The organism is Burkholderia sp. 22PA0099 (genome assembly GCF_047497165.1).
Lineage (GTDB): Bacteria > Pseudomonadota > Gammaproteobacteria > Burkholderiales > Burkholderiaceae > Burkholderia.
The window spans coordinates 1,554,280-1,577,548 of record NZ_CP163165.1 but is presented as its reverse complement, the minus strand read 5'-3'; the positions used below and the strand labels follow the sequence as shown (position 1 = coordinate 1,577,548).

Annotated in this window: 26 protein-coding genes; 10 read left to right on the top strand and 16 right to left on the bottom strand. The window is 61.9% G+C overall.

Going from position 1 to position 23,269, the window contains the following annotated elements; genetic code table 11:
• The first annotated feature begins 86 nt into the window (after window positions 1-86).
• Window positions 87-500 (top strand): hypothetical protein, encoded by a 414-nt coding sequence (locus AB4851_RS22635; RefSeq protein WP_414451536.1) that lies wholly within the window; start codon window positions 87-89, stop codon window positions 498-500.
• Between the two features lie 230 nt (window positions 501-730).
• Here AB4851_RS22635 and AB4851_RS22630 read toward each other — a convergent pair whose 3' ends face one another.
• The 3 genes from AB4851_RS22630 to AB4851_RS22620 form a co-directional block, all read right to left on the bottom strand.
• A complete protein-coding gene (locus AB4851_RS22630) occupies window positions 731-1,789 on the bottom strand; it encodes a sugar transferase (RefSeq protein ID WP_414451535.1) in 1,059 nt (352 codons plus the stop codon).
• 572 nt (window positions 1,790-2,361) lie between these two features.
• Window positions 2,362-3,093, bottom strand: a complete 732-nt coding sequence (locus AB4851_RS22625) for a carboxypeptidase regulatory-like domain-containing protein (RefSeq protein WP_414451534.1) — start codon at window positions 3,091-3,093, stop codon at window positions 2,362-2,364.
• Between the two features lie 94 nt (window positions 3,094-3,187).
• Complete coding sequence (locus AB4851_RS22620; protein WP_414451533.1) at window positions 3,188-5,662, bottom strand: YjbH domain-containing protein; 2,475 nt, start codon at window positions 5,660-5,662, stop codon at window positions 3,188-3,190.
• A 553-nt stretch (window positions 5,663-6,215) separates the two neighbouring features.
• Here AB4851_RS22620 and AB4851_RS22615 point away from each other — a divergent pair.
• The 8 genes from AB4851_RS22615 (at window position 6,216) to AB4851_RS22580 (ending at window position 12,082) form a co-directional block, all read left to right on the top strand.
• A complete protein-coding gene (locus AB4851_RS22615) occupies window positions 6,216-7,034 on the top strand; it encodes an FkbM family methyltransferase (protein WP_414451532.1) in 819 nt (272 codons plus the stop codon).
• A gap of 811 nt (window positions 7,035-7,845) precedes the next feature.
• Window positions 7,846-8,451: a hypothetical protein gene (locus AB4851_RS22610; RefSeq protein ID WP_414451531.1), complete on the top strand. Its 606-nt coding sequence runs from the start codon at window positions 7,846-7,848 to the stop codon at window positions 8,449-8,451.
• Window positions 8,452-8,457: 6 nt separating this feature from the next.
• Window positions 8,458-8,991 carry a hypothetical protein gene (locus AB4851_RS22605; protein ID WP_414451530.1) on the top strand — a complete coding sequence of 178 codons (534 nt, stop codon included), beginning with the start codon at window positions 8,458-8,460 and terminating at the stop codon, window positions 8,989-8,991.
• A 530-nt stretch (window positions 8,992-9,521) separates the two neighbouring features.
• Window positions 9,522-10,001 (top strand): DUF4145 domain-containing protein, encoded by a 480-nt coding sequence (locus tag AB4851_RS22600; protein ID WP_414451529.1) that lies wholly within the window; start codon window positions 9,522-9,524, stop codon window positions 9,999-10,001.
• A 91-nt stretch (window positions 10,002-10,092) separates the two neighbouring features.
• Entirely contained in the window at window positions 10,093-10,623 is a 531-nt protein-coding gene (locus tag AB4851_RS22595) for a hypothetical protein (RefSeq protein ID WP_414451528.1), read from the top strand.
• Window positions 10,624-10,694: 71 nt separating this feature from the next.
• A complete protein-coding gene (locus AB4851_RS22590) occupies window positions 10,695-11,309 on the top strand; it encodes a hypothetical protein (protein ID WP_414451527.1) in 615 nt (204 codons plus the stop codon).
• A gap of 94 nt (window positions 11,310-11,403) precedes the next feature.
• Window positions 11,404-11,589 carry a type II toxin-antitoxin system HicA family toxin gene (locus AB4851_RS22585; protein WP_414451526.1) on the top strand — a complete coding sequence of 62 codons (186 nt, stop codon included), beginning with the start codon at window positions 11,404-11,406 and terminating at the stop codon, window positions 11,587-11,589.
• Between the two features lie 73 nt (window positions 11,590-11,662).
• Complete coding sequence (locus AB4851_RS22580; RefSeq protein ID WP_414451525.1) at window positions 11,663-12,082, top strand: type II toxin-antitoxin system HicB family antitoxin; 420 nt, start codon at window positions 11,663-11,665, stop codon at window positions 12,080-12,082.
• Window positions 12,083-12,486: 404 nt separating this feature from the next.
• Here the strand turns inward: AB4851_RS22580 and AB4851_RS22575 are convergent, their stop codons facing one another.
• Entirely contained in the window at window positions 12,487-12,918 is a 432-nt protein-coding gene (locus AB4851_RS22575; protein WP_414451524.1) for a LysR family transcriptional regulator, read from the bottom strand.
• A gap of 211 nt (window positions 12,919-13,129) precedes the next feature.
• Between AB4851_RS22575 and AB4851_RS22570 the strand changes: the two genes are divergently transcribed.
• Window positions 13,130-13,447, top strand: a complete 318-nt coding sequence (locus AB4851_RS22570; RefSeq protein ID WP_414451523.1) for a hypothetical protein — start codon at window positions 13,130-13,132, stop codon at window positions 13,445-13,447.
• Between the two features lie 43 nt (window positions 13,448-13,490).
• Here the strand turns inward: AB4851_RS22570 and AB4851_RS22565 are convergent, their stop codons facing one another.
• The 12 genes from AB4851_RS22565 to AB4851_RS22510 form a co-directional block, all read right to left on the bottom strand.
• Window positions 13,491-14,279 (bottom strand): DNA adenine methylase, encoded by a 789-nt coding sequence (locus AB4851_RS22565; RefSeq protein WP_414451917.1) that lies wholly within the window; start codon window positions 14,277-14,279, stop codon window positions 13,491-13,493.
• Window positions 14,280-14,446: 167 nt separating this feature from the next.
• The gene (locus AB4851_RS22560) at window positions 14,447-14,941 is read right to left on the bottom strand and encodes a DUF2514 family protein (protein WP_414451522.1); all 495 of its coding nucleotides are present in this window, start codon (window positions 14,939-14,941) and stop codon (window positions 14,447-14,449) included.
• The gene (locus tag AB4851_RS22555; RefSeq protein WP_414451521.1) at window positions 14,938-15,432 is read right to left on the bottom strand and encodes a glycoside hydrolase family 104 protein; all 495 of its coding nucleotides are present in this window, start codon (window positions 15,430-15,432) and stop codon (window positions 14,938-14,940) included. The genes AB4851_RS22560 and AB4851_RS22555 overlap by 4 nt, the downstream gene beginning before the upstream one ends.
• Before the next feature lie 2 nt (window positions 15,433-15,434).
• Window positions 15,435-15,719 (bottom strand): holin, encoded by a 285-nt coding sequence (locus AB4851_RS22550; protein ID WP_414451520.1) that lies wholly within the window; start codon window positions 15,717-15,719, stop codon window positions 15,435-15,437.
• 76 nt (window positions 15,720-15,795) lie between these two features.
• The gene (locus AB4851_RS22545; protein ID WP_414451519.1) at window positions 15,796-16,842 is read right to left on the bottom strand and encodes a phage late control D family protein; all 1,047 of its coding nucleotides are present in this window, start codon (window positions 16,840-16,842) and stop codon (window positions 15,796-15,798) included.
• Between the two features lie 9 nt (window positions 16,843-16,851).
• Complete coding sequence (locus AB4851_RS22540) at window positions 16,852-17,058, bottom strand: tail protein X (protein ID WP_414451518.1); 207 nt, start codon at window positions 17,056-17,058, stop codon at window positions 16,852-16,854.
• Complete coding sequence (locus tag AB4851_RS22535) at window positions 17,033-17,911, bottom strand: phage tail protein (protein WP_414451517.1); 879 nt, start codon at window positions 17,909-17,911, stop codon at window positions 17,033-17,035. The genes AB4851_RS22540 and AB4851_RS22535 overlap by 26 nt, the downstream gene beginning before the upstream one ends.
• A gap of 11 nt (window positions 17,912-17,922) precedes the next feature.
• The gene (locus AB4851_RS22530; protein WP_414451516.1) at window positions 17,923-20,337 is read right to left on the bottom strand and encodes a phage tail tape measure protein; all 2,415 of its coding nucleotides are present in this window, start codon (window positions 20,335-20,337) and stop codon (window positions 17,923-17,925) included.
• Window positions 20,338-20,417: 80 nt separating this feature from the next.
• Window positions 20,418-20,720 (bottom strand): phage tail assembly protein, encoded by a 303-nt coding sequence (locus tag AB4851_RS22525; protein WP_414451515.1) that lies wholly within the window; start codon window positions 20,718-20,720, stop codon window positions 20,418-20,420.
• An 86-nt stretch (window positions 20,721-20,806) separates the two neighbouring features.
• Complete coding sequence (locus tag AB4851_RS22520) at window positions 20,807-21,310, bottom strand: phage major tail tube protein (protein WP_414451514.1); 504 nt, start codon at window positions 21,308-21,310, stop codon at window positions 20,807-20,809.
• Window positions 21,311-21,320: 10 nt separating this feature from the next.
• Complete coding sequence (locus AB4851_RS22515; protein ID WP_414451513.1) at window positions 21,321-22,490, bottom strand: phage tail sheath subtilisin-like domain-containing protein; 1,170 nt, start codon at window positions 22,488-22,490, stop codon at window positions 21,321-21,323.
• A gap of 75 nt (window positions 22,491-22,565) precedes the next feature.
• Window positions 22,566-23,261, bottom strand: a complete 696-nt coding sequence (locus tag AB4851_RS22510; protein WP_414451512.1) for a tail fiber assembly protein — start codon at window positions 23,259-23,261, stop codon at window positions 22,566-22,568.
• Window positions 23,262-23,269 lie beyond the last annotated feature (8 nt).

Sequence of the window (23,269 nt, the reverse complement as noted above, 5' to 3'; positions counted from 1 at the left end):
GCACCGTTTGTTCATCGTCGAACCGGCCCGCTGCGATGGCGTACCGGCGTCCCCGCGAAACCCCTACCCTCGTTGCTGCCCACCGAATGAAGCGAAGCCTCCTGGCCGTGCCGGCCGCCGCCCTCGTGTTCGCCGCCGCCGGCTTGCCGGCGAGCTTCGCCGCTCACGCGCAAACCGCAGGCGGCGCGTCGCAATCGCAGTCGCAGCCGCCGCGTTACCTGCCGCCGAACCAGACCGGCGCGATGCTGCCGAAGCCGGCCGCCACGCGCGCTGCCTCGGGCGCCGCCGCACCGCTCGGCGCCTCGCTGCCGCGCGCCTATCGCGCGCCCGGCCGGGCCGGTCTCGCGCCAGGCGCGGCCGACACGCGCGGCAGCCGCGCCAAGCTCGCGCGCTATCGCGCCAAGCCCGCTGCCGCCGCCAGCGACGACGCCGCCAACCCGTATCGCTACGACGGCTGGAGCGCGTCGTCCGCTTACGGCGGCAGCGCGCCCGCACGCTGATCGCCTATCTACCGCTTGCCTCGATGCGTGGCCGCCCGGCGGGCGCCGCGCAATATCGGCTCGATATGCGGCTCGATATGCGGCTCGATACGCGGCTCGATATGCGGCTGGATACGCGGCTGGATACGTGACTCAGTAAGCGGCCCAACACGCGGCTCGATAACGACTCAACACGCCGCGCCGATACGCCGCTCAACACGCCGCGTGACAAGCCGCCCGATACGTTCAGTTCAATACGCCCCTTCGCGCCGCATCACCACGCCCACCGTGCGAAGCAGGATTCCGCAGTCGAGCATCGGCGACCACTGCTTCACGTACGACACGTCGAGCGACACGCGCTTCGCGTAATCCACGTCGCTGCGCCCGCTGACCTGCCACAGGCCCGTGATGCCGGGCTTGGCCATCAGGTAGTAGCGAACCTCGTGGCCATAGCGCTCCAGTTCCTTCTCGACCACCGGGCGCGGGCCGACCAGGCTCATCTCGCCGCGCAGCACGTTCCACAACTGCGGCAGCTCGTCGAGGCTGGTGCGGCGCAGGAACTGCCCGACCCGCGTGATCCGCACGTCGTGCTTGAGCTTGAAATCGCGGTCCCATTCGGCGCGCGCCACCGGATCGCGCGCGAGCAGTTCGCGCAGCACGGCATCGCTGTCGGTCACCATCGTGCGAAATTTCAGGCAATGGAAACGGCGGCCATCGCGGCCCACGCGCAGGTGGCCGTAGAACGCCGGGCCGCCGTCGCGACGCACCAGCAGCACGAGGATCAGGAATACCGGCGCCAGCGCCACCAGCATCGGGATCACCAGCGCCGTATCGAAGCCGCGCTTGAACGTGCGGCGTGCGAGATGCGTGGCGAGCCGCGAATCGGCCTGCGCGGCCAGCTCGTGCGCGCGGCCGACGAAACGCCACAGCGTGCGCAGCACGGTCAGCGCGAAGGTGCGCGCGATCAGCATCCCGAGGCCGCTCGTGATGGTCCAGTAGAGGAACCAGAGGCGCGAGACCAGATGCAGGCGATGCAGCACGAACAGCAGCAGGAAGCCGCAGGCCTGCACGAACAGCCAGGCGATGACGGTACGGCTGATCAGGTTGAGCACCGAGCGCACGCTCGTCAGGCTGTCGGTGTCGCACGCCGGGAACACCGACAGGGCGAGCGCGACGGCGAACGCCACCAGCAGGCCGTCGAAACCGGAGCTGGCCGCCGCCGACGGCGGCATCAGCTCGAAATGCAGTGCGCATAGCGCGCCCACGATGATCAACGTGCCGTCGACCAGGCGCCAGATCAGGCCTCTCATCACTCACCCCGTTCAAAAAATGATTCGTTTTCGGTTGTTCAGGATTTCTTGTCTTTTCGGCATCTCGCGTGGCCGGCGGCGCTGTCTCGCGCGCCGCTCGGCCAAGCCGCGGCCGCGCTTGACGGTCCGCCACAATCTTTCGCAGTCCTGCTTGATCGGCCTGCTGGATCGATCTGCCCGCGTGGTCTCGCCGCCAAACCTTGCATGCGACGACCATGGTGCGATGCAGCGATTGGCTGGCGATGTATCAAGCATGAAACATGCCACTGGAAAGAACGTTGACGATGAGCGTCATCGAAATCGCCAAACCGTTTCTGATCAATACCTTAACGAGTTGAGATGGGAACTTGGATGAAGCTGACTGGGCGTTTCGAATCTGAAACGTGTCGTAACGTTACGAATGCGCCGCGAATCGTTACGTAACGATTGAAGTGATATGAAGAAAGATCGATGCAACATAAAAGACATTGTTGAAATTCGCGCAAACGATTGCGCGAAATGACAACTTGAAGCGGCCAACGCCGCCCGGGCGCTGGCCGCGATCCATCGCGGCCGTCAGCCGAGCCCGTTGCTCAGGGCGTGCCGCTGGTGCTGCCGCCCGTGCCGCCGGTCGGGCGGTTGGCCGCCGTGCCGGCCGCGGCCACCGCCGCCAGCAGCGCCGCCGATGGCGTGCCGGCGCTGGTGAACGCGCCGGCCGCCTGCAACGCATCGAGATCGGCGTCGGCGCCCGGCTGGCCCGGCGTAAACGCCGTCGTCAGGAACGCCGAGGTCGACAGCGTGATGTTGAACATCGACTTCAGCACCGTCGCCACGCCGCCCTGCGCGGTGCTCAGGTTGCCGCTGTTGACCACCGCGCTCTGATAGGCCGTGTTCGACGCGAGGCCGCCGAGCAGGCCGTTCAGATCGGTGCCCAGTTCGGCCGCCAGGTAGACGAGCATCAGTTCGGTCAGCGGCGTCACGTTGAACGTGCCGCTGCCGTTCGCGAGCGAGTGCAGCGTGGCCGTGCCCGTGCTGCCCGTGATCGAGCACGGCCCGGAGAACGCGAAGCTCACCGTGAACGCGCCGGCGGACGTGGCCGTGCTCGCGCCGGTGCCCTGCACGCAGGCCACCGTGATCGATGCGTTCGCCATCGCCGCGCCCACCGCTGCGGTGCCGCTGATCTTGCCCGAGGCCGTGGTGGAGGTCGTGACCGGCCCGCCGCCGCCGCTGTCCCCGCCGCCGCCGCAAGCGGTCATCAGGGCCATCGCAACGACGCCCGGCCCCATCCACTGCGCGGCGCGCAGCTTCGTAACGCGTGTCTTCATCGTGGTTCTCCGTGTTCTCGTGAATCGTCGTGCCGACCACGGGCGGTGCGAAACGTCGGGATGACGGGTCGCGCCGCACGCGGCTCGTGTGGTTTCAGGGTTGCGGCGCGGCGGCGGCGGGGGCCGTCGTCGTTGCGCTTGCGGCGTTGATGGCGTGGGTTGCGTTCGCGATGGCGACGAGCGCCAGCGGGTCCTGCGCGGGTGTCGTCTGCGTCTGCGTCTGCGTCTGCGTCTGCGTCTGCGTCTGCGTCTGCGTCTGCGGTGCGGCGGCCGGCGTCTTGCGCGTGGCCGCCGCATCGGGCGCGGCGTAGCGTTCGTAGGCATCGCGCATGCGGTAGAGCTGCGTCGAGAAATAGCCCGCGCTGAAGCGGCCCTGATTGAGCAGCAACTGCTGCGTGTCGTAGCCGAAATCGAGGCTCTGCGTGCCGTCGGCCGCCAGGTAGTTGGTCGAGCCGACGCGCGTACGGAAATTCAGATCGAACTGCGAGGTGCCGGCCACCTCGACGAGGCCCGGCTTCATGCCCTGGCGCGGCGTGAGCGGCAGGCTGACCGACGCCCCGATGAACGAGCCGTGGCCGCTGTGCTGCGCCTGGAAGCTGAACGCGACGTCGTCGAACCAGCGCGTCGCCACCACCAGCGGCCCCTTGTCGCCGCCCACGTAGCGCGCCACGCCCGCCTCGATCCACAGCTTCCAGGCCGGCTGCACCCAGCGATAGGTCAGCGAGGCGTTCTTGACGTCCGGCAGCGCGTCCTTGCCCGGCTCGCGACGCAGGTAGGCCAGCTTCAGGCGCACCACGTCGGGCCGGCCCGGCACGAACGCCGTCGTCTCGTTCTCGACGCCGAGGTACTGCAGATCGAACTTGCCCGCCGACGTGACGTTCAGCACGCGCGGCGCGATCCAGAAGCTCTGCGCGAGCGCGGCGTCGGCGATGCCGCCGCGCAGGCGGTAGGCGCTGTAGAAGCGGCCGTTGTCCATGTTGCGGCTGTTGGCCAGCGGCGCGATCGCGCTCGCGTAGAACTCCGCGCCGCGCCAGAGCGGCACGAACGCGCGCAGTTGCGCGCCGACCGAGTAGTCGAAGTTGCCGTAGTCGGTGCCGTACAGGTAGTGCGTGACCGGCGCGATCTCGAAGCGCACGTAGCTGTGGCGGCCCGTCTTGCCCGACCAGTCGACGCTGGCCGAATCGTAGGTCGGACGCATGCGCATCGCGAGCGACGCGCTCGCCGTGGTCGGCGCGCCACCGGCGAGGAACGCCGCGTACGCGCCGCGATCCACGCTCACCTCGGCCATTGCCGCGCCCGCCTTGCGGATCACCACGCGGATCGTGTCGATCTCGCCGCCCGCGTGGTGCGCCGCGATGCCGAGCGCGATGCCGAGCGCATCGGCTTCGTTCTGGTTGTAGCGGTGGTTTTCGTATTCGACCACCAGGTCGTGGCCGACGATGCCCGCGCGGCCGCGTTCGAGCCCGGCCTCGGACAGCGCATCGACGATCGCGTCGAGCGAAGTCGGCCCGCTCGCCACCGGCACGATCGCGCCGACCCGCTGCATCGTTGCGCGCGCATCCATTTCGTTCGTCGACGCGGGGTGCAGCGCGGACCATGCGATGGCCGGCAGCAGGAGCGGCGTGGCGGTGTTTGCCGAGGCCGGGCGGGCGTCCAGGCCCGAGGTTGTGCCCGCTGCGGCATGCGGTTCGGTGTCCGTCGATGCGGCGTCCGTCATCGCGGCGTTCGCGGCTGCGTTTGCGGCTGCGTTCGTGGCCGCGGCCTGCTGCGCATCGCACAACGCGCTCGCGCAATGGGCGGCGTCGAAGCGCTTGCCGAGCGGAATCTGGATGCCGACCGAGAACGCCGTGCGTTCGGCCACGCCGTGGGTCTGCTTCAGCGAGCGCATCAGCGTGGCGACCACGCTCGCGTCGGCCAGCCAGCGGATGGCCGGCGAGTGATAGCGGATGCCCGCATAGGGTGTCTGCGAATCGTGTTCGACCAGCAGCGACAGGCCCGTGTGGAACACGCTCAGCTCCGCGCCGCCGAACGCGCCGTCGAGCCGGTCGCCGCTGCCGTAGCCCACCGTGAACGTCGCCGGGCCGAGCGCCTGCGAGATCACGCCGTATTTCGCGCGAAAGAAATGCGTCTGGCCGCCGATGTCGTTGATGCCGAACGCGATGTCCGGCTGATAGCGGAAGAACTTCGGCACCGCCACCTTGAGGTTCGCCATCAGGTGGCGTACCACGATCGACTCGGCACCCGGGAACACCGGCCGCACGTTGCCGGTGTAGTTCACCAGTCCGCCCGTCACCTCGACGTACGGCAGGATGCCGATGCCCGCCCACGCGACGTCCGACTTCGTGGCCGTGCGGCCGAAACGCGGGTCGATGTAATCGTTGTATTGCCCTTCGAACGTGCCTTGCGGCAGCGTGAAGCCGTACGGAATCACCAGCCCTCCGCTCGGCCCCAGCGCCGACAACGCCGGCTCCGCCGCCGTCGCGGCGCTCGCCGCGAACGCCTGGATCGCACCCAGCGCGAATACCCCAAGGCCGCTGCCGGCCCGCTTCTTTCGGTTTTTGTAGGTCATTGTTGTCGCTATCGTTGACGTGTGATCGCCGCTTCGCCGCCCCCCGCTCCCCGCCATCGAGCGCCCCCGGCGCGGCGGCAAATCGCACGCGTCCGCCCTGCATCCGCCGGACGGCTGCAAGGAAACTGGCTCGATACCCGGTGAACCACGCCCGGCACCCTGGCGTGGACGACATTCGCGCTGCACCGCACCGGCCGTACCGCGCCTGGCGTCGCTGCAGTCCTGCTGTCAGACCGTCGCGGCGGCGTCCATCCCCCTGCCACACATGCGACGCTGCAACGCAGCAAGAAGCGTTCCAAAATCGGAAGATTGCTTACAAATCGTCAATGCTGAAATTTTTCGTTTCCGAAAGAGGGTCGGACGGCGAAGGATTGCGAAAACGTGGACAAGCGCGAAGGTGCGCGGCGGGCGGGGATGTTCCGGTTACGTGACGTTCGGCGTGGGCGTTACGGGCGGGCGGGTGACATCGGGCGCGAGCGGCCGGTTTGCGCGCCGGAGCGGCGATGGGCGTGCGTCATAATGCTTGCCCACTCATCAGACGGAAGGCCGGGCCATGTCGACGCAAGCGATGCTGTATACGGAAATCGAAGGCAGCATCCGCGACAGCGGGAAGGTGAGCTTCGAGATCGGCGGCATCCCGATCACGTTCGATCTGGCGAACCGGCACGAGCGCTACTACGCCGCGTCGCTGCTGTTGAAGATTCGCTACCCGCAAGGCGACGTCGATCGCGCACTGTTCCAGCGCTTCGTGCAGGCCGGCGACCAGGTGCTCGACGCCGGCGCGAATATCGGCGTGACCGCGCTCGAACTGCTCGACACCGGCGCGCGCCGCGTGATCGCCGCCGAGCCGATCCCCGAGTTGTTTGCCCGGCTCGCCACCCTGCCGGCCGATCGCGTGGTGGCCGTGCCGCAGGCCGTGTCGTCGGCGCCCGGTTCGGCCACCATGACCGTGTCGCTCGCGCACAACCAGGGCTCGAGCCTGAAGGACGAAGTGCTGGCGCTGTTCCCGTACATCTTCGGCGACGCCCATCGCAAGATCGACGTGCCGACCATCACCATCGACGCGCTGCGCGCCGAACACGGCGCCTTCGACATCTGGAAGCTCGACATCGAGGGTGCGGAGGTCGATGCGCTGACCGGCGCGGCCGACACGCTTGCGCAGTGTCCGCCGCGGGTCGTCATCGCCGAGTTGTATGGTGAGTTGCGGCACGAATTCGCGGAGCGGTTGAAGGCGACGCATCCGTATGGATATCGGGCGTATCTGCGCAAGTCGGATTACGGGCTGGAACTCGTGGATGTGAGTGTGGAGCCGGGGGAGGATCACCATCACACCAGCCCGATGTTTGCGTTTTGCCGGGACGCGGCGGGTTGAGCCGCAGGGTTGGCGGGCGGCATGTGAAACGTGGTGCCGGCGCGCTTCGCCGGTCAGGATCGACGCCGGTTACTGATATGCCGCAAGCCCCGCCGCCCGGGCCGCGCCCGGCGGCCATTTTACCCTCTGCCAAACGGCCTGCCCCGCGAACCGTCACCGCCCCCTGCTGGTAAACTCCACGACCAAAGCCACTTCAGCCTGTCAAATGAGCACGCAACCCACCGACGTAACCGCGAACCACACGCCCATGATGCAGGGGTGCCTCCGCCTTTATTGACAAGCCTCAGAATAAGAAGTTACGCCATAGGCTACGCCACCCCACCCTCTTGCGAACGCGAAGTCTGCCACCATTTTCAATCCAACCCGGGGGCATGATATAGTCGCTGGAAATGAAAATAACTTTGCAAAATCATGGAACTAGGGACCTTTCCAGATCATTTGCCTGACGAATGCCCGCTTCCTAGGGCCCGAAACTGCGATGGCGACGTATATATGGTGTGCAAAGAAATTCCTTGTGTGGCCAAGGATTTCCAATCCCAAGCTCAGCGTAACCGCGCTCTCGACGCAGACGGCGAGGGAATTTGCACGCGCCACGGATTGTCCGTCTTCCCTACTATCGAGGGCTGCGCACATCTTCGACGTGCGCTTCCGAGGCTCGGACGGTACATCGCTCGCGCTCAATTGACGGCAGCACACGGGGTGATTGCTGATACACCGTCGCACAAACATCCGGAGCACAGTACTTGGTGGCCGTACGCGGGCATTGAGCCGCATACACTGTTCTCGCCAACAAGCGCTTAAGGAGTCTTCCATGACATGGGAAGTACAAGGGGCCAGGATCAGCAACGAGATTGTTGGCGAACTCCGACCAGTCGTTGTTCTGTATGAATATGATGGCCCGCAGATTTTTGTTGCGGAGTCTTGCGGCCGCCCGCTTTTAGTCTACGTCAGCGACGTCGATGAGGAAGATCGTTATTACCGCCTACTCGTCGTCGCAACAAGCGAAGCCATTTTAAATAGCTTGAGAGCAGGGAAGCTATCGCTGATCGATGCTTTGAATCAACCGTGGATGCACGCCGTTGACAAAACATTCGGCGGGGAAGTTACCTCAGTTTGGTTTTTGCCCAATGGCATCAACGATGTGCCAGACGGATTCAAGCCAGTAGATGGAACACTTCTGTCTCACGAACTTGAAGAACAGCGACTCAATCGGACGAGTGAAGCATCTTTGGCGCACCTCACAGTTGTTTCTACGGAATTTGTCCAGACCCTCGCTGCTAGAATTGAAACGCTCCACGCGTCTCTCACCATTCAGAACGAGACAATATTACAAGCAATCTCCAACGAGAAACATCACCCGGGGATCGCCGAAGACACTCCCGAGCGAAATCAGTTCGCCCGAAGCACCTTTCATTGACACACCATGAGCGACCTGACAAATACCAAGCTGTTACATGAAATGCTGAGAGATGCGGGATTTTCGTTTACGGCCCCGCCGGATAACCAACCTCCGCCAGCGATCGGCGATCTTACCTCGCTTTCGTTCGAAGACAATACGGGCGACTCGTGGATCTTCTATATCTTCTCCACGCGCGACCAAGCCTCGCTTCGCTTTTACTCTTCCATCGCAACCCCAATAAATCCATTTACTCCACTCCCAACCCTCGATTTAATAAATAAATTAAATGCAGCCTATTTTTTTAAATCATCGCTAGACTATATAGACAATCCATTATCGGTAAGATATAAGGCAGCTTTCGATTATCCATTAAAAGGCCTGCCTGCCTACGAAGCGATGAGTGCAATTCGACACCACATCGTTTGCTCATCATATCTTCATCATCTATTGAAATTCGGATACAAACAGCCGTATCCGTTTAGCCCAATCATCCTGGGCACGTTGATAGCTGATACCAATAAATTAATGGGCTATTCCCAAGCACCTGCTTTCTTGTAGCCTGCTTAACGAAGCTCTCCACCGAAGCTGCGGCGACGCAGCGCGCCATCCGCATGATGCAGCAGCACCTGCGCCTTATTTGGCGTGCCGCTGGTAAACTCGCGCGACCAAAGCAACTTTTCCCGGCCACATGAGCACGCACCCCACATCAACGCCTGAAAGCGTCAACCCGGTAATGCATAGGCGCATGCGCCTTTTTTGTAGGGCAGTTGAGCAAAAAGCTACGCCAAACCCTACGCTATAAAATTTTCACGCCCCCCCCATTGCGCTATGGGTGAGACATAATTTCGCGACAACAACGGGGATATGAAATGGCGGAACTTGGTGCGGATTGCCCTCGATGCGGCTACGACAAAATCACGTTCGGCGTGGTGGGGTGCTTGCCACTCGGCATTGACGGTTGGCAGCGATACTATGAGATCTTTTGCGTGTGCCGGCATTGCTCTCGCGGGACGATATTCCAAGCTAGAAACAAAGACCTTGACAGCGCAACAAGGTCAGCGAACATTGACTTGGCAAGCCTAAGAGGAATGCTGAACGACTGGATCGAGGTCACCGGCTACGTATCAACGAAAGATCGCGACGCCGAAGCGGCCCCACACCACCTTCCGGAAAATATAGCGAGATATTTTGATGAAGGCTCTCGATGCATGGCGATCGGCTGCCTAAACGCGGGCGGCACCATGTTTCGCCTTTGCCTGGATGCCGCAACAAAGGATATTCTCGATAGCCTTGCTGAAGCAGACATTCCCAAGAAAGTTAGGTATAGCCTAGGGTTCCGCCTTGAGTGGCTCTTTGACAATGGGCATCTAGACAAAGGGCTCGCAGACCTTGCGGAATGCGTGAAGGAAGACGGCAACGATGGCGCTCACGAAGGAACGCTGACGCAAGCAGACGCCGAGGATCTGCGAGACTTCACTGTGGAATTGCTTGAGCGCCTCTACACCGAGCCAGCACGGCTGGAAGAGGCGAAGAAGCGCAGGGCGGCTCGCCGCGGCATTCTGGACTGACCTCCCCCCCGTCAACGATTCCTGTCGGGGACCAAAAAATCCCCGGAAACCCTTACCCAGAAACGAGATGCCGCCAATCTGGCGTAGTGCCGTGCAGATTTCGCAGCAAATTCCCCACCTCAGCCGCCGGCATATACTGCTTCTGCGACAGCGCCTTCGCCTTCTTCCGCAAGGGCAAAAACAAAAAGCCAACACTCAAACCACCCCCAAGCCGAATATGCCCTCGTATGCCCAGAAGTTCCTGCTGATGTGCCTACTGCTGCCCTTGCGCGCCCTGATGTACCTGCTGATGCCCATTATTTATGTCCAAGAGCTGTCCAAGGACGACGTCGCGGTCAAGGCGGTCTTCGAATATTGCCGCAACCTCTTGGTGGTGCTGGGGCTCGCAGCTGCCTCAGATTGGTTATGGCATCACGCTAAGGATGCCCACACTCCCATGCGATATGCCGGCGCAATTTCACTGGGCTTTGTGTCGGTAATGCTCGGCCTCTTATTGCAACGCAGTGCCCAGCGCCGTCTTCAGGGATACGCAAATATCCCGCGCTGGGCGATCGATGTTGGCGTGATCGCTCAATCGGTCTTTCTTCTCTACGCGTTCGGCGAGTACCTGATCTCCAAATAAGGCCCTGAAACGAGGCTCATTCACAATCGACGTGGACGACATATACTGTACATTCATACAGTATTCACGCCATGTTGCTCCCCCCATTCGACCCACCGCAGATTGACGACCTGACGCAATATTGGCGCGCGTGCACAAACGCCGACGTCCACATCCTGATCCTCGAAGTGATGCACCAGCGCCTGACGATGCGCGAGCTGGCAGATCTCACGCGTGAAGCGGGACGCGTGATCGAGCGCCTCGAAATCGAGCCACAGCCGACCGTCGCGCCGCTGCGCCGCATGCTTAGACGGATAACCGCCGAGCAGCATCGCGCCGGCCCGCTCGACGATCCTCGCTCCGCGCTCACGCCCTACAGCGAAGCGTGGCAGGCACGGGAGTCCGTGCATTGCTTCCTGAAATCCCAGCCGGCCGAAGCCGATCCCGGCGAAACGCGAGCGCGTGCACTCCCCGAATTCATCGCCCTGACGTGGCATGAGCTACGTGCACGATGGCTCGACATCGGCCGGACGAAACCACCCGAGCTTACGATCGAGCAGCGACTGATGCTGGAAGCGGTGCAAACGCGCCGCGCGCTTCGAAAATTCGCCCGCTTGGCCAGGGCTGCAGAGGCGGCAGCGCCGGATTCGGCCGACGCGAAGCTGCTGCGCCTGGCAATCGAAGCCGAAGTTGATCGCGTTGCTTGACACAAAAATTACAACAAAATTGATTCAATATGCTGTTACAATACAACAAAATTGTTGTACAATGATTCCACCGTAACAACACACGAGGGGGTGCATGAAATACAGCGAGTTTCGGAAGTGGCTGAAGAATCAAGGTGCGACGTTCGAAAAACACCGATCTGGCTCCAGTCACTACCGAGTTACTTTGAATGACAAGACGACGATCTTCCCCGATCACGGAGCAAAGGAAATCGGTACCGGTCTAGTCGAGGCGATCAAAAAGCAACTCGGACTGAAGTGAAGCACCGGCGGCCCGAAAGGGCTGCCCCAAACTCGCCTACAGGCACCCCCAAATGACCCAGGAGTCACACACAATGCTGTCGTATCCCGTCACCCTGACGCCGGACTCGAACGGTTCCCAGCTCGTCACGTTCCCTGACGTCCCGGAAGCAATCAGCGTCGGCGATAACGTTGACGACGCCCTGATCCAAGCGCTCGACGCCCTTGAGGCCGCGCTCGAAATTTATTTCGACGAGAAGCGCCCGATCCCGATGCCCTCGGCGGCAACAGCCGATCAACGAGTCGTCACCCTGCCGGTGCTCGTTGCGTCAAAGATTCTGCTGGCCAATGAAATGGTGAAGCAAAAAGTTCGGAAGGCCGAGTTGGCCCGCCGATTGAACGTCAACCAGGTGCAGGTCGATCGTCTGCTGAAATTCAGCCACGGCTCGAAAATCGAAATGGTTGAGGCCGCGCTTAGCGCGCTCGGAAAACGGCTCGAAGTGCGGGCCGTTTGATTGATAAAGCCCCGACACCAGGGGCTTTCTCTTTGGCATTGGCAGCAAGTCCCCTCCCCACTGTTATAGCAAATTCGTAGCAACCAATTCCCTTCCCACCACATACCTTCCACTGCCCACACGGCCAAATCATCCACCGCGACGGCCAGTTCGACTGCCGCGATCGTTACCGTCGACGCCGCCGCCGAGGTGAACGCGTTTCAGGAAACCGGTCAAGCTCGCATGACACGTTGAGCTGACGTCGCCGCCCCCCATCGCCACACCCGACAAGACTTTCATCAATCATTTAACCTTAATTGTTATTATTTTTTATAAATTAGTTATTTTAAATAAACAATTAATAATCCCACAACAAGAACAATTCTCACCACCCCCCTCCACATATTGGATATGTTAAGTTTCGTTTACTTCAAATGTGATTTGACCACTGAGCTTGCCTCAACTATATCAATTATTTTGAGATATTGCTCGCCGATAATTATCCCCCTCAATAAGCCAAGCATAGCTTCTGCCTGACTAACCGCCGCAAGACTCAAAGCTTGCTCATCCCCCTTTAGGGCACACTGCAGCGACATCTGTAGTCCAGAAAACAGGATGGTGGCCGCCCCACCCACAAGCCTCCCTTGCTCGGTAAATTCCACACCTCGCCCGCGCTGCCGCGTCGACAACAGCCGCACACCGAGCACGTCCTCTAATCTCGTGATCCTCTGTGAAAATGCTTGCCGCGTCATTCCGATTGCCCGTGCGGCGCCGGCTAGTGAGCCGTGCCTAATCACTAAAGTAAGCGCATAAATATCATTTAAATTCAATGCCCTAAGGTCATCCAACATATTCATCTACCCTGTCTAGACCTTCGTTTCGGCGCGATTGCACTTCTCGCGCCATCCTGTCATTTTTACGAGGATATGAATACAGTGGAATCACGCATACCGCAAAACATTCACAATAATTTATAAATGTCAACGATACATTGCATTTTAATTTATCCACAAACCTGCGTTAATAAGGCATCGATCACGACTCGAAACCCGAGATGTAGGAGACTGTTTGAACCACCAAGCACTCACCCTCACACCCACTCCTGACAAGGAAACCGACCGTACCTTAACGGCCCGACTTACCGGACGAAACGTTTACGAGTTTCCACGTCAGCAAGTGACTCTCAAACGGCACAACAAAATCAAGGAGGCCGTTATTACGCAATTCGACGCTCAACATCCAAATGTCGTCGCGGCTGTATTGATCGTTCTCCGATCAGACGGTTCGATGTCGACATGCGCGAAAGGATGCGAAGCCGAGACTGCTGCATTACTGCTGCAGGGGCTTAAACAACTCGGAAGCCGCATCGAATACGCTTTTCGATAAAAGTAAGGGCGCATATGAAGCGCGCCCTTACTGTTTTACCGAATCAGAAAATTCCTACGGGCTGCGCCGCATCATCCCAACTGAAGATGATCAGTTCGCTCCGCTCGGCCCCTTTCCCGCCCCCGACTGTGTACTGAATCGAAATATTTTCAATATGAAATCCAGTGAACACACGCCGGATGTCAGGATGGTCGTTCAAGCTAACGATTGCACGGCCCTTGATCGAGCGTAGCTTTGCGGCCATCTTCTCGTATTCGGCAAATGGAAACGCGACGCCGTACCCTTCCGTCTCGTAGTACGGCGGGTCAAGGTAAAACAGTGTATGCGGCCGATCGTATCTATCGATACATGCCGCCCAATCCAAACGCTCCACAAACGCGTTCGCAAGACGCAGATGCGCCGCAGACAGCTCCTCCTCGATGCGTAGCAAATTGAGCCCTGGCGGCGTCGTGGTCGCCGTCCCAAACGTCTGCCCCTCAACCTTCCCACCAAAGCAACTTTTCTGAAGATAGTAGAACCTCGCAGCCCGCTGGATATCCGTCAGCGTTTCCGGCGCAGTCGCCTTCAACCACTCGAACACCTGCCGGCTCGTCAGCGCCCATTTGAACTGCCGCACAAACTCCTCCAGGTGATGCTGCACGACGCGATAGAGGTTCACCAGCTCGCCATTCACGTCGTTGATCACTTCGACCTTGGCCGGCGGGCGCATGAAGAACAGCGCAGCGCCGCCCGCGAACACTTCGACATAGCAGTCATGCGCAGGAAAGCGCGGGATCAGATGGTCTGCGAGACGGCGCTTGCCGCCGATCCAAGGGATGATGGGATTTGCCATGATGAAAGCCATTTTTAAACTTCGTGTAGAATTCGGCGCGCCTACGTAGGTAAGCAGGGCCTTGGCTGATTCACTGGCTTCGACAGTGGAAAGGCGGCCGGGGAAATGCTCCAACATTCCTCCGGCCGCCCTGTTTCGTTCGAGACCCTCCGGCCTCGATTGACGCGTTACTGCGGCACTTCGGTAGTCGCACCCTCCATCAGCGCGTCATAGCTCCGCTCACACTGCCACCCAGCGATCCCTCGCTCGTCAGCGATTCTCGCCAGCTCTCCCGCACGCTCGTCAGTCCGGCCGAGCAGGTCGGCAAGCAGATCGAGGGCGTCGCCGGTTGCCGAGCTGCCGGCGGAAGCACCGGCACGTCGAGCCTCGGCGACGAGCGCGGCGACCTGCTTGCGCAGGCCGTCAGCAGCGCTGTCGGCAACAGCAGCGTCAGCACGAGCGCGATCACGTTCTTTCGCAGCATCGGTTGCAATCCTCCCTTGTGCCGCCAGTCGGCGACCGAATTCATCCCGTTCATTCGTGAGATCTGCAATCTGCCGGGCCTGGTCCGCGACATGGGCGGATTGGTCCGCGTCACGATGCCCTTTCGAATAGCCACAGGCCGAGCCGACCACCACGCCGGCAACGACCAGCAGCCAGATGCGCGGATCGATCCAGGTCATGCGGCCACCTCTCCGCCGGCGGATCGATACGCAGCCAGCAACGGCTCGATACCGTTTTCGTGCTGCCCATATCCGGCACCTGGCAAACTGGCCCACACGTTCGACACCTTCGCCACCGCCTCACGAAACCGGCCAGCGTCGATCAACGGCAGCGCACCGTGCTCGCGCAACTGCTGCAACGCATACCGATCCTGCGAGACTGGACCGAAGTCCGGCAGCTTCATCTGCGCCTGGTAGATCCGCCACCATCGCGACAGGATCTGATAGCGGCCGGCGGCTGTCGACGGGACGCGGATCTGCCGGTTCAGAACGTTCGGATGCTTCGCATAGTCCGAGAACAGCAACGGCCGTGATACCGTCGCCCCGACCAGCACGTTGTAACCATCGTCCGACCTGGCCAGCAACGCCGAGCCGATCTCGCTCACCGCGATGGCGTCGAGAAACGCCACCCGATTCATCCCGCCCGCAGCAGCAACACTGATTCGAGCCATCGTCATTTCTCCCCGAAGATGCGTTTTGCATGGCGGCGCAGCAGCACCTCCAGATACTGCGAGCCGGCAATACCTAGCCCGCTGCCGATACCGAGCAGCGCGATCGGCGGCAGATCCGGGATCTTCACCAGCGCCAATCCCGCCAACATCGACGTAGCCGAGCCGAGCACGGCCCGGCCAGCAACCAGCCGAACCGTCAGCGGCTCACCGCCCACCAGCACCTTCGCCACCCCAATCAATCCACCCATGATGATTAGCTCCAGAATCGTCTTTTCGTGGTCCTGCATCGATTCACCTTGACCCGATAAAAAGAAAGGCCGCTCCGGTTGCCCGTGAGCGGCCTGAAATACGGTGCGCGGTACGCTACTTCGGTGCCGGCACCACCAGATCGATCTTCTTGCCCTTCTTTCCCTGCCCGACCTTCGCCTTACCCTTGTTCCCTCCGTTCAACGTAAGGACCGTGAGCCAGCCCCGCGACGCGAAGGTATGCTCCACCGATTCAATCAAAAAGTCGCCGTCCACTCCGGCCTTAAAGCCCTTCAGAGCAATCGTCTTTTCAGCCGACAGATCCGCTCGACCGCGCATCGTGAGCCGGCTCGAAGAAGTGGCTCGGTTGAGCGCCGTCAATCGCGACGTCGCCGCAGCCTTGGCCGCCGCATGGCTCGGGAACGCATGGCGCTCCGTATGTACGGCAGACGCGCCAGGCGGTACATCCGGATTCGGTATCACGAGATCGATCTTCTTCCCGGACTTGCGATCGTGCACCTTTGTGCGAACGGCCGCGAAGCTCGCTCGGTCCGGGAAATTGATGTCGTAGTCGATCAGCACATCCGGCGTCAGCGTCACGACCGGCAACGCCTTGCCGCTCGCGCTCTTGCCGCCGCCTCGTGGAAGCACGAGCAGCTTGCCGGCCTTGACCGTGGCCGTCGCACCGTACTGCCTGGCGATGCGCGTGATGAAATGCAGATCGCTCTCACCGAACTGGTCAATGCGCGGCACGGCCACGTCGACATCACACGCGACTGCCCACTTGTTACGCCGCGCAATGTCGCCGACGATGTCGGCCAGCTTCACGTTGGACCAGCTCCCGTTTCGCTGCGTCTTCGACGTCGCGCGCATGTTCGCCGGCTTGCCACGAATCACCACGCTGGCCGGCGGCCCGCGCACGCCGATCTCGTCGACGGCGTACTCACCGAGCATCGACAGCCCCTGCCCTTCCCAGCCGATCGACACCTTCAAGGTCGCGCCCTTCGGCGGAAATTCGATTCGGCCGTCGCGATCGTCGAGCGTGATCGTGCATTCGTCAGCATCCAGTCCAGGCTTGTCGATCGCACGGATTTCAAGCACCCGGTCTTGAATGATCCTGGTCACGTCGGTGCCGTTCGCGATGATCTGAAAAATTGCTTCCATCGCACCTCGCTACGTCCAGAGCTGGACGGATTCGACTCGCTGCACATCGAGATCCGGCATCAGGATCTCGACGCCGGCCGAGAACGGCTGCGGCTTCGCAGCGAGCCCCGGGTTCGCGTCGTACACGGCCTCGACCGTGCCCCGCAGCGTTCCGTAGATACGGAAGCAGAGCGTGTCGAGCACATCGCCGTCAGACGTTCTTAAAATCTTCGCCATAACGGCCGAACTCCACGGAAAATGCCTGCTTGCGGGGCAGGCCGTCCACGAGCAGTGCCTCCTGCTCTTCCTCGATCGATTGAAGCAGCCAGCGGCCGAGCACTTCGCCGTCGCCGGTCGTGAGCTGCAGCGGCTTCATGCGCCCGCCGATCTCGCGCAGGCGGCCGATCTGCCTGACGCCGGCTCCCAGCGCCGGGAACACGACACCGGACAGCGTGATCGTCTCGCCCCCTTCGCTGACCGCCTGCAGCGCCTCCTGCCGATTCAAGCGCTCCTGCGTGGCGACGCGGTAACGCGTTGCGCGACGCAGCTTGTCGTATGCCGCAGTCGACAGATTGAAATGGAAAGCATCGCCCGCGTCGGTCGTCATCGACATCAGATGCGGCGTGCTCGATGTCGCCCCTTCGAGCAGCCCGAGCGGCATCGAACCAGCCCCCGTCAATCGGGCCGCGACGAGCATGGTTGAGTCCTTGATGCCGACCGCCGCGTTGAACTGGTTCAACGCCCCGCCGAGCGCCGATTTCACGCTGTCGGTAGCAGCTCGAACGAGCGGAAAATCGGCCCCCTCGATAGACGTCACAATCGCGCCGACCGAGGCCCGCGTGGCGCTGAAGCTGCGCAACACCGTGCCGACCTTCGGGAACAGATCGCCGGCCACCGAAAGCCCACTCGATGCGCCAGCGAGGAGTTCGGCCGCGCTGCTGAGATTGCCGGTCGCAAGACGTTGCAGCACGTCGACCGTCGACATGCTGGCGGCTCGATTACGGCCCGACACCCGCACCATGTGACGCACACGCTCGCTCGCGATACTGGCCTGCGTTGCGGCACCCGTGATTTGCCCGATTACATCCATCGCTCCTCCGATTACATGTGTGGCGCGTCGAACATGGCGGTACGACTGTTCGCCTTGCGCTGCTGCTCGTCCATCATTCGCGTCAGCATCGGGCTGACCTTCGCGAGAAACTTGTCGGCCACGTCGGCGTCGGTCGCTTCGAGCTTCACATGAAAGACCGGCGCGAACGTGTTGGTTTGCTCGATCTGCGGCCCGCGCAGAGCGCCCGCGCCAGGCGCGTTCGTCACGGCGGCATTCACTTTCGCGAGCGCCGCGACGTGGGCGGCCGAGTCATCCGCCTTGCGAACCAGCAGCTTTCGCGAGACAGCACCGAAAATCTTCTCGCTCGCGATTGCGCCAACGGCACCACCCACCACACCGCCGACCGCCACGCCGATGGGGCCACCGAATGCACCGATCATTGCGCCGATCTTCGCGCCCGCGACGCCACCAGCGAGACGTCCTGCGATGCCCGCGAATCGGCTCGCCTTTTCCCCTCGTGAGTCGTTGCTCGATGCGACGGTGTAGGCATCTTTCGCCGCCATGCCGATCTTCAGCAAGCTGGCGGCAGCAGCAAGCTTTCCCGCATATGGGGCGAGTCGGCCAAACAATGCACGGCCACCATTGAGCACTCGCCCGATCCGGCCTCGCCGCAAGCTCGTTCGACGCGCAGCTCGACCGCCATCGACCAGGTCGCCGAGGCCGCCGCCGCTGGACATGTTGACGACGAACACGCGCTGTACCCCGCCAACAGCGCCTGCCGCTCCACCGAGTGCATCGAGTGCGCGCCCGACGCCTTTGCCGGCCGGTCCACTGCGCCCTGCGAGCGCTGGGCCACCACGCGCGAGCACCACGCCGCGCGCGATATCGAGCAAACCTCGGCCGATGCTCCAAAGCACCTTTGCTCCCCGCATCGCGACCACCGCCCCAGCAACGCCGACCACGGCCGCTGTCGCCTTCGGTGCGCTGTCCGTGGCAGATCGCACGCCGCCGCCAACCGCCTTCGCCGCCTTGCCTGCCAGATCCGTCACGGGACGCAGCGCGTCGCCGATGCTGCGCATCGCGTCGTCCCACTGCTGCCCGACCTCGCTCCAAATCTGCTTGGAAGTTTCACGACGAGCCTCCAGATCCTTCTGGATCTCGCCGCTCGCCTGCAGCGAAACTCGCTTCATGTTGTTGTAGATGTCCGCGTTTTGCATGTATGCGGTCAATGCGGCCTTGACCTGCATGTCGGTGAACAGATCCCCCGTCTTCATCGTCTCGGCAAATGCATCCATCTGCGCCTGACGCTTGGCCGGGTCCATTTCCGAATTGAATTTCGTTGCAGCCGCCGCGATCTGCTTTGCCTTCTCAGGATCGACACGCTCGATATACGCACGCGCCAGGACGAACGACGCTTCCATCGTCGACCAGCCCTTGCCGATCGCTTCACGCATCTTTGCCTGGTAGTCAACGCCGGCCTTCGCGTAGTAACGGTCCGTGTCCCCAGCTCCAATCTTCGAGAACCAGTTCTTCAGATTGTTCGCCGCCTCATCCGAGCTGCCCGCCGTTTTCATCTGCACCTGAAGCATCGAGCCGAGCTGGGAGACCGAATCCAGCCCGGTAATGCCGAGCTTCTTCATTTCCGCGAGCAGCACCGGAAACCACCGCGCCATATCGACCGATTCAAACGAACCCTCCTTGCCGAGATAAGCGATTGCCTCAAGCGCTTTCGCCATCTCCTTCGGATCCGTAATGTCCGCGTTTTGCTGCAACGCCTGAATCATCTTTGCAGTCTCGACCGACGTCGCCCCCTGCCCGATCGCGAACTTCGCAACCAGCGGCGCGAAGTTGAGCGCCCGGCCCAGATCCATGCCGCCCGCCACCATCTGGTTGACCGAATCGGCCAGCTCGTTCCGGCCGATGCCGTTTGCCGACGCATCACGCTGGATGCGCGACTTCATCGCCGCCTCTTCCTGCGTACGTGCGATGCCCGCCTTGATCGCGATGTCGCGAATGATCGCCTGGTAGTTCGCCGAGATCGTGGCGGGCACCGCAACGGAGGCCGTCAGCTTCATGGCGTCGCCGATCGCGCTGCGTCCAGCCTTCTGTCCGGCCGAGAGCCGGGAGAAGCCGGACGCCTGCAGATCCATGCCTCGCGCGGTACGGCCGAGCCGCGCATAAGCGCGATCGAGCCGATTGACCTCCACGCCCGCATCGCGCAGCGATTTCAGATTGCCGTCGAGCTTGCGGCGAATGCCGTCGGCCGCGCTGTCACCCGCCAAATGCAGCCGACGAAACTCGTCCTGCAAGCGCATCGTCTCGCCGATCTGGTGCTGCCAGAGCCGCGAGTCGTTCGCCCGCTTCTTCATTGCGTCGATCTTCTTCGAGGTGTCGGCGATCGCTTTGCCGAACGTCCCCGATACGGCACCGCCGATTACGATGCCGAGCGCCAAATCATTTGCCATCTGTCACCTCTCAGTCGGTCAGCCACCACAGCATGTCGTCGACCGTCATCTCGTCGATCGACAACGGCTGCACGCCAAACTCACGCAACAGCCGGTTCGCGAGCGCTTTCAGGGTCTGTCTGTCCAGCCTTGCGTACGGATCGAAAGGAGTAGTAGGCGTCCTGCACGCGCTCGTAGTCGGCCATGTCCATCGCATCCAGATCGCTCGGCGCGATATCGGCGAGCGTCGCGAACAGGACCAGCTCCTGCTCCTCGGTATCGTTCGGGGCGAGCTTCTGCGCGCCCCGCATGTCGCGCACCTTCGGCCGGCGCATCGTGAATGCATCGCACTCGACGCCGTTGAGCTTGATCGGATAGTTGAGCTTGACCGTGACCTTGTCCATTGCGGTTCCTGAAATGAAAAATGGCGAGCCGCCGGCCCGCCATCGATTGAAGAAAGTAACTTTGCAGCGTGCGCGTGAGCACCGTGCTACATGCCGAGCCCTTTACGCACCTCGGCGAGCTGATCGACGCCGTTGATCACGCGCTTGCACGCAAACACGTCGATCTCGTGCACGATCGCTCCGTCAATCTCCAACTTGTAGTAGTCGCACGACACGGTGTATTTGGCATCGACCTTGTCGCCGGGCTTCCACTCGCCCGGATCGACTTCGTACAGCATGCCGCGCAGGTAGACGGCGACACTCTTCGTCTTGCCGCTGCGATCCTTGAACACCGCGCGAAACACACCGTTGAACGCGCCCTGATCGACCAGCCCAAAAAACTTCAGCGCATCGTAATCCAGCGTCGCCATCGCGAACGACGCTTCCAGCGCCTCCATGCCCTGGTCGACCTTGACCGCCGCGTCCATGCCGCCGGCCCGATAGTCATCAGTCTTGAGCTTCAGCTTCGGCGGCGTCACGCTCGTCACTCGCCCCGCGTAACCACGGCCGTCGACGAATGCGTTGCAGTTGTACAGCGTTTCCGGAATCATCCTTGCTCCCTCAGATCTGGTTGTCGAGCACTTCGGTCAGCCACTGATTCGTGACCTCGAAGCGGAAAATCGGGTTCTCGGCAGGCGGCACATCCGTGAAGCGGATATTCCAGTACACCTTGCCGTCCTCAAGCTGGCTCGCCGTGTTGAGCTGCGGGTCCGGATAGACCTCGAAGTTGACGACAGCGCCCTGACGCTTCAGATCGCGCATGAACGCCTGCAGCCCTTCGGTGACGTCGCTCACGTACGTGGCCGTGATGCCCCGGTCGACCGCCCACTTGTGCCCGGCCTGGACGGCGTCCATGACGATGTCGAGCGTGCGCACGCGCGTGACGAACTTCCATTTCGGATCGGCCGACAGCGTGCGGTTTCCCCACAAGCGAAACCCGCCGTCGCGAATGATCGTCGCGATGTTCGCGTTGTTGAGCAGGTTCGCCCGGCACGTCTCGTCGCCGTCAAGGTATTCGATCGGCCGGCCCGTGCCCGTGATCTCGACGATCTCCTTGTTCGATGGCGACGCCCAGAAGCCGATCTTCGCGTCGGTCTGGCAGAACAGGCCGGCAGCGTAGGTGGACGCGGGCAGCGCAATCTCGCCGTTCGTCGATGTGTCCCACGCCTTCGCGCCGGGATCGACCATGTACAGGCGCTTGCTGCCGAAATTCTTTGCGTAGGCGATTGCCGCCTCGTCGTCGGCATTCGGGCCGTCGATCACGGCCAAGGCACGCAGCTTGCCGGCGAGGGAATCGGCGGCCGTTGCGACCGGCTGCCTCGACGAGTGCCCAGGTGCGATCAGCAATCGCGGCTGCGTGTTGAAACGCGACTTTGCATCGAGCAGCGCCTGCAAGCCGGTGCGGGCACCGCTGGCCGACACGCCACCGATGATCGCCGACGTCAGTTCTGCCTCTTCGTCGATAGCGGGCACGCCCACCGCGACGACGACTGCGCTGCTTTGGGCATAGATCGCGCGGGCAGAGCGCGCGATCGCACTCTTCTCGCCGAACGCTCGCACGGCTTCGCCGTAACTCGTCAATTGCACGGGCACGTTCTGCTGTGCCAGATCGGGGCCGGGCGTGAACGTGTCGGCCATGCCGACCACCGACGACGACGGCACCGCGATCGTGCGCGGGCCGCTGTCGACGATCGTCGTCGTGATGCCGTGGAAAAATGAAGTCGCGGACATGCGGATCTCCGGAAAATAAAAAAAGCCGCTCTGTGAGCGGCTTGAGAGAAAACGACGCGATTGGCGTCGGCAAAGTTACTTTTTGGTCGATGCGCCGGACGGGTTCGGTTCATCCACAGCACCAGTGGTGTCGGCCTTACCAGCTTCAACCGCATCACGTTCCGCCTTCGCAACACGCCGGGCCTCGACTTCCGCAAGAATCACGTCCGCACGCGGCTCGGGCGGCCACTCGATATCCGCCGGAAATGTCGGGGATTCGACGACGGCGGTCAGCGCCATCTGATAATCGGTCCACGCATCGAACGTCGCTTCTTCGAGATCCGACAAGCGGCCGGTTACGCGCGCATCCGATTTGCCGAGATTGTGTCGTCGCGCTTTTTCCAGCCGCGCGAAGAAGTCATTCATCGCCAACTCGCGCGCGTTGTCCGCAACGATCCGTTCGTCAACAACCCACGCGCCGTTACGCCAAACATGCGCGTCGGACGGACGCGGCACTTCGGTCAGCCCCACTTCTTTGGGCGTCACGCCTGCGACCGTGATTTCGGCCGCCACGCCTGACTCAGTGCGATACAGGCGCACGCTGCGATAGTCGGGCAGCATCTCCCACTTATCATTGCGCCAGAACGGCCATGTCCGCTTAGGCCGCTCGGGAAGCGGCACGAGAGTGCAGAACGCGGGAACGAGGACGCGGTTCGCATTCATTGGGTCAGCATCGGCGAGGAAACTCGCGATGTACTGCCCCGTGAGGCTGTCGTATTGATTACAAAGCATGCTCTACC